This window comes from Klebsiella grimontii (assembly GCF_042137965.1).
In the GTDB taxonomy this organism is placed as follows: Bacteria; Pseudomonadota; Gammaproteobacteria; order Enterobacterales; family Enterobacteriaceae; genus Klebsiella; species Klebsiella grimontii.
This window is the reverse complement of record NZ_CP169721.1, coordinates 5216521-5228682: the sequence shown is the minus strand read 5'-3', so window position 1 is coordinate 5228682 and position 12162 is coordinate 5216521. Positions and strand designations below refer to the sequence as shown.

10 protein-coding genes are annotated in these 12162 nt (G+C 40.9%); 1 reads left to right on the top strand and 9 read right to left on the bottom strand.

Annotated features, from left to right (window positions below):
* Positions 1-16: 16 nt before the first annotated feature.
* The 8 genes from ACE3MN_RS24495 to ACE3MN_RS24460 all read right to left on the bottom strand — a co-directional run bounded on the left by ACE3MN_RS24495 (position 17) and on the right by ACE3MN_RS24460 (position 9884).
* Complete coding sequence (locus tag ACE3MN_RS24495; RefSeq protein WP_375364204.1) at positions 17-2134, bottom strand: peptidase domain-containing ABC transporter; 2118 nt, start codon at positions 2132-2134, stop codon at positions 17-19.
* Positions 2127-3413: an HlyD family secretion protein gene (locus tag ACE3MN_RS24490; protein WP_024360236.1), complete on the bottom strand. Its 1287-nt coding sequence runs from the start codon at positions 3411-3413 to the stop codon at positions 2127-2129. The genes ACE3MN_RS24495 and ACE3MN_RS24490 overlap by 8 nt, the downstream gene beginning before the upstream one ends.
* A 106-nt stretch (positions 3414-3519) precedes the next feature.
* Positions 3520-3885, bottom strand: a complete 366-nt coding sequence (locus ACE3MN_RS24485) for a hypothetical protein (RefSeq protein WP_098067034.1) — start codon at positions 3883-3885, stop codon at positions 3520-3522.
* Between the two features lie 214 nt (positions 3886-4099).
* Positions 4100-4474 (bottom strand): hypothetical protein, encoded by a 375-nt coding sequence (locus ACE3MN_RS24480; protein ID WP_024360238.1) that lies wholly within the window; start codon positions 4472-4474, stop codon positions 4100-4102.
* 466 nt (positions 4475-4940) lie between these two features.
* Positions 4941-5981, bottom strand: a complete 1041-nt coding sequence (locus ACE3MN_RS24475) for a fimbrial protein (protein WP_032711106.1) — start codon at positions 5979-5981, stop codon at positions 4941-4943.
* Between the two features lie 17 nt (positions 5982-5998).
* The gene (locus tag ACE3MN_RS24470) at positions 5999-8542 is read right to left on the bottom strand and encodes a fimbria/pilus outer membrane usher protein (RefSeq protein ID WP_024360240.1); all 2544 of its coding nucleotides are present in this window, start codon (positions 8540-8542) and stop codon (positions 5999-6001) included.
* 33 nt (positions 8543-8575) lie between these two features.
* On the bottom strand, positions 8576-9268 hold the full coding sequence (locus ACE3MN_RS24465) for a molecular chaperone (RefSeq protein WP_024360241.1): 693 nt from the start codon (positions 9266-9268) through the stop codon (positions 8576-8578).
* Positions 9269-9323: 55 nt separating this feature from the next.
* On the bottom strand, positions 9324-9884 hold the full coding sequence (locus ACE3MN_RS24460; RefSeq protein ID WP_024360242.1) for a fimbrial protein: 561 nt from the start codon (positions 9882-9884) through the stop codon (positions 9324-9326).
* Between the two features lie 497 nt (positions 9885-10381).
* Between ACE3MN_RS24460 and ACE3MN_RS24455 the strand changes: the two genes are divergently transcribed.
* Positions 10382-10945, top strand: a complete 564-nt coding sequence (locus ACE3MN_RS24455; protein ID WP_049099666.1) for a transcriptional regulator — start codon at positions 10382-10384, stop codon at positions 10943-10945.
* A 159-nt stretch (positions 10946-11104) separates the two neighbouring features.
* On the opposite strand, the gene epmB is transcribed toward ACE3MN_RS24455, so the two are convergent.
* Positions 11105-12133 (bottom strand): EF-P beta-lysylation protein EpmB, encoded by a 1029-nt coding sequence (epmB, locus tag ACE3MN_RS24450; protein WP_024360244.1) that lies wholly within the window; start codon positions 12131-12133, stop codon positions 11105-11107.
* Positions 12134-12162 lie beyond the last annotated feature (29 nt).

Below are 12162 nucleotides of genomic sequence, written 5' to 3'. Positions count from 1 at the left end.
TCCTTATTTAGCAGGATTACGACATAGATATATATTCAGACAAATCAATGACACGGTCTGCTGATGCAATTGTGGAGGGGCGATGTGCAACTATAACTCGTGTGATACTTAAATTGGAGATAGAATTATTAATACTAGCCTCGTTCCCAAGGTCAAGATGACTTGTAGCTTCATCCATAAATAAAACTCCTGGTTTACGATACAACGCTCGTGCAATTAATAGTCGCTGTTTCTGCCCGCCAGAGACACCGGTACCTAATTCACCAATAAGTGTTTCATAGCCCATAGGCATTTTCATTATTTCATCATGAATATTGCTGTAACGTGCACATTCAATAATCAAATCTTCATCAGCATTATCCTCGAACCCACTAATGTTTTCAGCAATGGAACCAGAAAATAAACGGTCTTCCTGTAAAACGCATGCCGTACTTAGACGATAGTTATTTAGACCTATTTTATTAACATCAAGATTGTCTGCCAGTACATCACCGTAAGTAGGAGAAAGAAGACCACACATGACTTTCAATAAAGTAGTTTTTCCAACGCCGGAAGGCCCGACAATAGCTATTGATTCCCCGGGATTAATCGTTATATTTAGATTCTTGAAAATAGGCTGAGAAAAAGAATCATACTGATAACTTAAATTTTTAACTTCAAGCTTAATGCCTTTATCTTGCTGGAATACTCGTCGGACGGGCATTTCTGCTTCTGGCTCACAAAATACAATTTCAGAAAGTCTCTCATTATGTAGGGATAACATACGAAGCTGCATAAAGAGATCGATAAGACTGGATGCGCGTTGAGAAAATTGCCCTCGATAGGCATTGAAAGCCATAAACATCCCTAAAGTCATATTATTATCAATTACTGCCAGCGCCCCAAGCCAAAGAATTACAACTTGATCTATAGATGAAATTAAAGTATTAACTCCACCAAACATCATATCGAAGCGGGTTTGTTTTATTCCTGCATTACAGGAGTCAATATTAAGATTTAACCAGTGGTGTGAGCGCCTTTCTTTAAGATTTAAAGCTTTGATTGTTGCAATACCATAAAGAGATTCCATAAAGTGTGAACTGGAACGTGCTCCTTTTATTACCTGTTCTTCAGATACCCGACGGTAAAATCGATAGGTGGCTAATCGCATAATGGCATAGCACATTGTAAACCCTACGACTACCCAGACGAGCCACCCACCATATAAAGTCAACATAATTAAAAGACCTATGGTCATTATGCTGTCAATAATACCGGTAACTATACTATTAGTAAAAGTGGAACGAATAACATCTAGTGATGAAAAACGTGATTGAATATCGCCTAAATGCCGTTTTTCAAAAAATGATAAGGGCAAGCGAGTCAGATGGTCAAAAAGTGAAGTTTTCCATTGTATATTTGTAAGGGTATTTAGCGTTAAGGATGTCCATGCCCTTAGCATACTGATAAAAGTACGAAATAATGTGAAGGAAACCAATCCAATACAAATAACCGCAAGTAAACTTTGATCATGAGCCATGATAACATGGTCCGTAACCATTTGCGTACCTACCGGAAGTAAAAGGCCAATGGCCTCAATGACTATCGAAAAAGCAAAGATTTTTACAAGTGTGCTTTTCAAACCAACAATGTTACGCATTAGATCAAGTAAGCGTAAACGAGATTTTACCTGCTCTTGCTGAAAATTTTGATCTGGCCAAAGTTCGAGGGCTATACCTGTAAAATAATTTGACATTTCTTGCATGCCAATAATGCGCTTGCCGAGTGCTGGATCATGCACAATAAAACTATTTTTACGTACCTTGGTCAATACAACATAATGATTCATCCCCCAATGAATAATACAGGGGAGTTTTAATTGATTAACTTCGTCAATATCTAATGATAATGCTCTGCTTTTTAATCCAGCCCGCTCAGCTGTTTTACTAAGAGATAATAATGTGACGCCTTGAGTAGGGCTACCATATCGTTGACGGAAATTAAATAAATCTATATTTAGACCATGAAAAGCAGATATCATCGCCAGGCATGCGATACCGCATTCAGCAGCTTCTGACTGTAAAATTACTGGGATTTTTTTTCTCAGTGAGAAATTAAGCTTGTCAGTGATTGTTTTAAATAATGTATCAGTCATGGATTGGGCCACTCACACTCTGAGAAATTTTGTATATTGGTGTAAACATCCACATATAAAGTGGACGCTCCTCAAGAAAAACAATAGCCTGAGCTTTTAGGCCATTTGATAATTCCAGAGTTTTGCCATTATAAATGAATTGATTGTTTTTAATTTTGACTATAGCTTTATACAGTGCGAGTTCCTGTTGATTAGAACCTGTTGCAACATTAGTATATTCGGACATTTCTTGCCGAGAGGCTGGCACCGAAGATATTGATATCACTTTCCCGGGGAATTGGCCAAATTTATCTGACGGGAAGGCATCGTAACGTATATTAACAATGTCTCCAGATTTTACATAGGGTATTGCATTGTTGGGTAGCCATAATATCAAAAAATATTCAATATTCCCTGTTGGTTTTATTTGAGCGAGACTGCTTCCTTTATCAACCATTTGTCCTGCAGTTACAGCTACTGATTCAATTTTACCATCTGATGTTGCTTTGATGACAAGATTACCATTGGCATTTGATTCTACACGCTGATTTTTAAAATCATTGATTTGGTTTTTTTGATTAGAAATTTGGTTGTCATAATCTGCAGCTTTAGTCACTATGTCACTTTTTAGCTGTGTCAACTGAGACTCAAGTTGCATTCTTTGGCTAATGAGCGATTGGTATGTACTCTGTTGTTGGAAGTAAAGAGAATGTTGATAATTATACTGATCTTTAGTAATTAAACCTTGCTTGAGATATTGATCATAACTGGAAAGGTTTTCTTTCATTTTTTTTAGACCAGAGTCAGCGTTGGCTAACATTTTGGTAGTCTCTTTAAGGGAAGTAGAATATTGATTAACCTGAGTATTTAATGCATCTAAGGTTTCTTCTTTGTTTATCAAAGTTTTTTCAATGATTTCTTCCGCATTAGTTATTTTTTCAGTAATAACAGCTGACATGGTGTCAGTGACGTTGCCGTTAACGGTTGAGCGTGAGATATCAAGCTCGTAAAGAGGGGTGCCTTTTTTAATGATATCGCCAATGTTAACATATTTCTTTACCACAAATCCTTGTTGCGGTGCAAAAACATTAATAGAGTGAGGAAGCGTAATTACTTCACCACGCACATCTATTCTTTGCGTATAGCAACAGAATTTAAGCGTGAAAATCAAAACGCATAGAAAAAATAATGATATTGAAAGAATAGCCCATGCAGGCATTCCCGCTAATAATAATGCTTTTCCTTTCCAATGGTTTTTCTTATGTTCAATCGCTTCCTTGCGATAGAGTTTTTTATTCATAGATAATCACTTATTTATGTTGATATTAATTTTTGATTTTTTATAAAAAGAAACTTAAAAAGCATACAGTAAAAACTGTATGCTTTAAGTTATAAACTAAAAGAAATTAAGACGGTTTATAAGCGCCGGAAGAGCCATCAAGAACACCTTCAATGATGCCAGTTGACATATCATTAATGTATTCAGTACCTCTGTATACGCCCATTACAGCGCCCCAGATGCCACCCTGGATTGCTCCCCAGATAGCGCCAATACTGGTACTAATAACGCCAATGCCAAGCATGCCGCCACCTTTACCATTACCAGTAAGGCCACCCTGCAAGCCGCCTGCCGCTGAATAAGCAACTAAGCCAAATATTCCACCAAGGACGCTATCAACAAGAGCACTACCAAAACTTTGGGTTCCATCGATAAGCTGCTGAAGACCAGCACCAGAAACATCATTCATTTCAGTTAGAGTCAGTTCTTTCATTTTTTCTCCTTGAGAGATTCTCTCGATGATAAATCAATTACAATGCGATATAATATCCGCTGGTGTTATTGATTTAATAAGCCAAATATATTTGTTGATTATGAACGATTCAATTCATTGATAGAAAGGTTATTAAGGATATAAACAATATATCAATGTTTTTCATGACCTGTCGTTCTTCAGGTGATTATCACTTTTATCTAAGAATTATAGATTAAAACCAGCCATTAGGCTTATAGGCACCACCGGTGCCATCCAGTACACCATTTGCGATTATATCTGCATATTTGTTAACGTAGTCAGAACCATTATAGATACCTGCTACGGCACCATAAATGGCACCGTGAATGGCTCCCCAAATAGATCCGACAGCGATGGATACTAATCCAAATCCTAATAAGCCACCGCCAGCACCGCTACCGGTAACCCCACCCTGCAGACCGCCAGCAGATGCAAATGCAAGGGCTCCAATTACACCACCGATGGCGCTGTCAATTACTGCCTCACCCAAACCTTGGGTTCCCGCAATAAAATCCTTGAGTGAAGCACCAGAAACATCATTCATTTCAATAATAGTTAGTTCTTTCATTATATTTCCCTTTAGTGATATTCCTACGGACTAATATCATGTGCAATCAAAAGATTATTTTGATTGTAATACGTGCAAATGTACACCTACCAATAATGCTATTCGCGATAGGTCGCAGAGAAATATAGACTATAAAAAAATATTTCCAATATATTTATTGCATGTTCATATTGAATTTTACTACATCATGTACTAGCTTACACAATTCACATTACGTTGTTTTGTGAAATGAATATATATTGAGTTAAGTAATTATCTATCATGAATGGTTTGATATATAACGCTCTTAACTAAAAACGTGAGTTTTATTTATTGGATTTATTGCTGTTTATAGAACTGATGAATGTGGCTATTTTACGTGGAGAGGGGGATAAGTTAGTTTAAATGGGTAAATGTGTTCTTAGAATTACTACGCTACACCAAGATATGAAAATCACTATTGGTGTAGCGTACTTATTATACGATGCTATTTTTCCTGGAGGATAATTTCGAATTGACCTTTAACCTCCCCGGTAGTGCCAACTGAAACATCATCTGAGAGTTTATAGTAATCAGCGGTAAGTTCTAAAGTTTGGTTTTTTGCCATACTCCTGTACTCATAGCTATCCAGATCATAAAATTTAATTGGGCTTGCTCCTTTTTTAATTATAAAACCAACATTTTTTGCTCCACTTGGTAGTGCGTTTAGCAATACACCGTCAGTCGTAGATGAGTTCTCTGTAATAGGGTTGAACCAGTATAGATAGTTAAGGCCTACTTCTGAGTCTGGACAGCTAATGTCTAATGTTATTTTTTTCTGTTTACCTGTGGCAGCTCCTTGCCCTAATGCTTTCAACTGAGATACATCTATACTCTGTAGCATCACAGTGCTCCCGCCTCGCGGGTTAACATTACATGTTGTTTCTTTAAATCTTATAGAGCTTAGATTGATGTTAATTTTTAATAATTGCGAACTATTAGGGTTACCTGTACCTTGCGTTTGGGAACCTGGAGCTCCGGCTAAAAAATATACAGTAATTAAACCAGGTAATTGATTTTTTGTAATCGGACCTGTTTTAACTAACCAAACAGTGACTTGTCCCGAAATACTTGTTTTAGAATAAGTGTGACTGTTGGCCGGTATAGGATCGTTCAACTTGGCAGGAATAGGCCGTCGAATTGTGCCAATTGTTATATCTGACATTTGATAACCGATGCCAGGAATTCCTGTAGCGTAAACCGGCATATTCTGGACTCCAGTTACGCCAGTATCAATATCATTTGTACTTCTTATAACAAAGATATCATCAGGAGCACAACCCGAATATGTTTTAATATCAGTAACATTACCACCGCGAACAGCAGTAGCCAGTATTGAACCATTTGGTAGTGTTGAGTCAGCAAGGATGGCTGTAGTGCCGAAGTTAACCGTTATTCCACCACCACCACTTCCATACTTTTGACAATTTGCTTGCGCTTGCCAGCTAATGCCGCTTATCAAAATAACTAAAATAAATAAATTTTTCATAGTATTCGTTATCCCTATTAACGGCAAACAGCAGTAGCTTGCGTGATGCCTTCGATCACCGGTACCAGGCTATATGTCGCTTTACATTGCTGCTCTGTTTTAGTTCCCCATTGAGCGTAAACTTCACCATTATCTTTCAGGCCTGACAGATAGACCATGCCGCCATCAGAAACGATACTGGCTTGAGCCTTTTTATCTGCTGTTAAGGTTACCGTAGCACCATAAGGAACATTATCGCCCGATGTCCTTTTCAGTATCAGGAACGCACGACGACCAATATTTCCCTCGAAATTTGCCCGTACGATTGCCGCGCGAGTAGGAACTACTTTTTGGGTAGTATTTGGCAGTTCCATATTATCACTCAGGGTAGTGTTATCTAAGGTCACGCTGGTACGATGGTATGGTGTGACGTAAGGGATAATAGCATAACCGCGATAATCAGTTTCAATGGTTGCATCGTTCTCGAGACGAACATGATCTAAACCTGGCGCTTTGACTAATACGGAGGTTTCGGACATCTCCTGACCTAACGTAACGCCATCAGCATGAACCAATATCCCGCCGTTCAAGCCATAATTCAGTAGTTGGCTATGTTTGCCATAGCTGTACCCACCATTAACTGAGCCCATTGAACCACGGTAATTGCTATATACGCCACCGCTGGCATCTTCCCGGTTGCTATAACCTTGCTGAACGTTCCAGTCCAGATTATGATTCTCCAGCGCTACGCCGCTAAGAGATACATACTCATCTGTAGATCCAGGGCTGCTGTTAGTCACGTTATAGGTTGCATAGGTGTTCGGCAGCCAGTCACCTAGCGGCACTGTGATATTAAAGGAAACTACGTGGTCGTCTTCTACAGTGCGGCTTGAGCCGTTACTGCCCCAGGAATAACGGCTATAGCTATAACCTGCATAATAGTTAAAGCGACGGAATCCACCATTGTAGCCAACGTTTAATGAGTTGTTGTGGCGATTGCTATCCCAATAGTCCTCGAATATGCCGGATACGGAAAGACTGCCTAAACCAGCCCCCAGGCTTTGGCTGACGGTAATATTGGTGCGGTTACGTATCGAGTGAGACGTATAACCACCATAACGGTTGTTATAAGAATTCATCACATCGGTAAGTGTATTAAAGCCGGAAGTTGAATAGCGATAACCAGCGACGGTAATATTAGTACCGGTTTCAATAATATTTTTACCATATCGGATGCGCCAGGACTGCCCGGACGTTTTATCCGCATCTTTCTTCTTAGACCACGCTTCGGTGACGTCAGCTGAAAGTGCGCCGATATCGCCAAGGTTTTGCCCAACGCCAAATGCCAGCGCCTGATAGTTAGATGCTGCCTGTATACCGGTATAAAACGTTGTATTACTTAACGCGCCATAGCTTATGGTGGCCTGCGTAAAGGGTTTTTCATCAATATTGTCGTCATAGGGACGATATTGACCGCTGGTAATTTCATACTCCATCTGGCCTTCTCTGAGCATCAGCGGCAGAGAAGCGTATGGCACGACGAAGTTTTGACGGGAACCATCGGCTTCTTCTACGGTAACGTACAGATCGCCGTTACCGCCGGTAGAGTAGAGGTCGGTTATTTCAAAGGCACCGGGAGCAACAAAAGCCTGGTAAATCTGATAACCATTCTGTTTGATAACGACACGGGCGTTAGTTCTGGCAATGCCGCGAACAATTGGCGCGAAACCGCGTAGGCTTTCCGGGATCATGTCCTCGTCTGTCGCCAGCTGAACCCCTGTAAAGGGCACGCTATCAAAAATGCTCGACAGGGATGAGCTTTCCCCCATTACCAGCGTGCTCTTTAATGGAATGATGCTGCGCTGAGCATACAGATAAACGGAGTCCCAATCGCTTTTCGCTCCTGCTGATTTATTCCAGGTGCTAAGGTTTCGAAGTCGCCATGGCCCGATATTCAGCCCGGACTGCAGGTTAAGGTTATAATATTCGTTATTGGCCTCGTAGTCTTTGCCTGAACTGAACTGATAATTGGTCAGCAATGCGTTGATCCCGTCATCATATTCTTCAGGAGGAACAAAACCTTGTGCTTTAGTTGACAGTGCTGCTTGCGGTATAGAGATAATCAGCTGTTGAGTATTGAAGTTAAAATCGGTTGTAAAGTTAGGAATGATACTCGAGTCCACACACCCGTTAGTGTCCTCTTTTAGAGCCGGGAATGCTTCAGAGCGTAAACCATAGCTAATTAACTTAGCCATGCTCAGGCACGGAACCAGTTTCAAATCGCCCGAAGCAGGATCTTTTTTTTCGACAAACCGAATATCAGCTGTTTCCTGTAGGTCGTTATTTAAAATCACATCAATGCGATATTCACCCGGTGCCTGAGCATCTTTCGATGCGTATAAGGATAAGTCCGGTATTGAAGAGGGATCGTTTTGACCAACTGATTTTATAAAATCAGGATCAAAGAAATCACGCGCCAGGGCATTGTTGCACAAACCGAGGGCTAACGCAGGAACAAGCACGAAAAATGTGTGGGACACACCAGAAAAAACACTATCCCTTTTTTTTATTAAAATAGACATACTTTTCACCCTGGCCGATCGAACAGAACAAAATTATATTGATGATGAATAGGCAGAACCCGTGCCTCCATTGTCAGTAGCAACTTTCCACTCTATTTCTGAACCATTAACACCAGCTGGCAAAGGGAATTCTTTGGTAGTAAATGCATCTATATTATTAACGGAACCACTGATTTCCTTACCATTGATTTTTATAGATTTAAAATAGATAAAGAATGGCGTCGGATTTTTTAACGTGATTTTATTACTTGATTTATGCCACTCTAGTTTTTTTGCTTCTTGGTTGACTGTCAGATCCTGTAAGGACAATGGGCGGTAGATAAGACGCATTCTATGGCGTACAGCTAATTGAATCTTATTTTTATCAGTATCCGCGTCATTGGTTGGCGGGATAGACATAACATTGAAATAGTAAACAGTCTCTCGATCCTTAGGCGCATTGGTTATATGGGCGTTAGGAAATATTCGTAACGTATTCTTCTGTTTTGCTTCCAGACGAAAAAGTGGGGGAGTCACCATAAAAAGAGAGTTTTGGCTACCTTCACGGGGCTCAACCCATGACTTGATTAAATAAGGAATGTCATCTTTATTTTCCAGGTTGGCGCTTATCTCTCTCGAGCCCTCTTTAAAAAGATGTCGTGTAGAGTCCACGACTACACCGCTATGGGCAAAAAAACTAGCTGAAAGAGAAAAGGCTGCCACTATTTTTAATGATGACTTCAACATAATTCATTCCCTGAATACAATAATAGGGCTTACCAGTGGTAAGCCCTGCTGAGTATTAATAGTTGATAGTAAAGGTTGCAACACCTTTAACAGCACCCTCGGTTACACCGTTCGCTGTTTTAACATATGCTGCTTTATAACGCATATAAGACGGAGTGCCTGCGGTATAAGCGATAGTTTTTGCAGTTGTGCCAGTAAAGCTAACGCGTGAACCGTCGGTATTAATAACGGTTACAGCGGCGTTAGTTGCTGGGCTAACCGCGGTGTTAGTCAGAACATTATCCTGACCGCTGATATAGTCACCAGTTACAGTAACGTTCAGGTTACCAGTGTAATCAGTTGCACCTTTCTGACAGTCTTCGATTTTGTACTCAATATCTTTAGCCAGCGCCATATATGGAGTGTTAACCCCCTGACTTTCCAGGATAGAGGCTTTTACATCATCCAGAGTTAAGGAACCGCCTTGGATCTGAGCTGATGGAGTAACGTTACAGGATTCACCAGTATTGGTTACGTTGCCGAGAATTGTCAGTTGAGAACTGTTCCCTGCCGCGAAAGCCTGTGCGCTCAGAACTGCAGATGCAGCGACCATTACAGCTACGATTGTTTTTTTCATTTATTTAATCCATTTATAAAAGCTTAAAAATTCCTGAATAGATGCCTGGCTTGGTTATCAACTATAACTATTGTTAATAATTAACTAGTAGTTAATAACTGACTGACCTTTATCTGCGCCTGAGCCCTATCGTTTCCTTTCGCTCGTCCTTAACGCCAGTCTTCAGGCTTTATAGGCTAGAGCGACGACGAATTTAAATGGAAGGGGGGCAAAATGCATGTGAATTTTATCTAAAATTTATTTAAAACTTGAATTGTCATTAGTTCATGTTTTGTTGTCTGTTTAGTAATGGTTTAAGATGGCTAGTATAATAATGGCGCCATCGTCTCTTTGCCTAAAAATAACATGTTAATCTTGTTCATGTCGGACGGATAACGTGGTTTTTTTGTCTGCAGTCAACTGACTCCGGTTGTGAAAAGGATTTTCTGGCCTTTGACGATGAACTCTATTTTTATTTGTTGTGATTTCACATATCCAATAAAGGAAGGGATAACATTATGGTATTCAACGAATATATCATTAATAATGAAGTTATTTTTGATACAAATGTGAATAAACTAAAACCATTAGGTGAGCACGGTGATTGCGTTGCTCTAAATGCACCTACAGCGCGTTGTCTTCAACTATTGCTGGAAAGCAATGGAAAAGTTATATCTCGTGAGGAGTTTTTAGATGCAGTGTGGAAAACGAGAGGCGTTGTTGTCTCGCAAAATACATTCTATCAAAATATTTCGCTATTAAGAAAGTCACTACTAAAAGCTGGATTATCGCAAGATATCATTGTTACTGTACGGCAGCGTGGCTTTGTTTTGGCAGCAGATTCCCACGTTGATTTTTTGTCCAGAACCGATGAAGAAGAGTCAGGAAATTTAGAAAACATACCGATAATAAGCAATGTTGCTCCTCTCATGGCGGAAAGGAAGGTGCTTGATAACCCCGCAAGGCCTCCAGAGTTACATATAAATGATAATAATAAGCAGCCAGCTTTGAGTTTGCCGGGCTGGTTTTTGCTGCTACTGGTAGCCTTAATAGCAACCAATATACTTTCTTTAATATTATGAATAAAATTAATATGTGCTTAGGCTATTCTTTTATACGTATATGTAATATTTAGCTGGGTTGATTTTTTCACGTGAAGTAATGTTGCATTTGCGTTCTGATGTCAGTCAGTGACTGCATCCTGATAGTGTCTGCCAGGCCGGGCCCGGCAGACATATTGATTAGCGCTGTTTTAAGCCCAAATCCAGCGGTGTTTTGCTCGGTTCACCACCGATTTCCCGTGCAAGTTTTGGTACTAAATAACCAGATACCATCGTGAGCAGTTCACGCATAATCTTCCTCGCCTCTTCGTCGCTGACCATAAAATGTGCTGCGCCCTGCACTCTATCCAGAACGTGAAGGTAATAAGGCATGACTCCGGCATCGAATAACGCATTGCTCAGATCGGCGAGCGTGCGCGCGTCATCGTTTACGCCGCGCAGTAGTACGCTTTGATTAAGTAAAGTGACGCCAGCTATACGCAGACTCTTCATCGCGGTACGAAACGCCGCATCTATTTCGTTAGCATGGTTGATATGGTTCACCAGCAGTACCTGCAACGATGAAGCAGAGATACGCGCAACCAGCGTATCGGTAATGCGCGCAGGAATCACAATGGGCAACCGACTGTGGATACGCAGGCGCTTAATATGCGGGATGGCTTCCAGCTGCGTAAGCAGCCAGTCTAGTTCTGGGTCTTTCGCCATCAGCGGGTCACCGCCGGAAAAAATGATTTCATCCAGCTCTGGATGAGACGCAATGTACTCCATGGCCATCTGCCAGTTGCGCTTATTACCCTGGTTTTCAGCATAGGGAAAGTGGCGGCGGAAGCAATAACGACAATTAACCGCACAGCCGCCTTTAACCAGCAGTAACGCGCGGTTGCTGTATTTATGCAGTAGACCAGGCACAACGCTGTGCTGTTCTTCCAGCGGATCGGTGGTAAATCCCGGAGCATTAACAAACTCCTCCCGGGAGGTAAGTACCTGACGGAGAAGTGGATCATTGGGGTTTCCTGGTTCCATACGGGCAATAAATGCCCGCGGGACACGCAGTGCGAACAGGCGCCTGGCATCGCGTCCCGCCAATAGATTCGCATCAGCATCTACATTTAAAAGATGCAGCAGTTCATCAGGACTGGTCACAACATCGGCAAGTTGCGTTAACCAATCTTCTCTGGATGGGGTATTTAGGGTTACAATATGCGCCATTTTGTGGCTTAGCTACCAATTAACAAAGT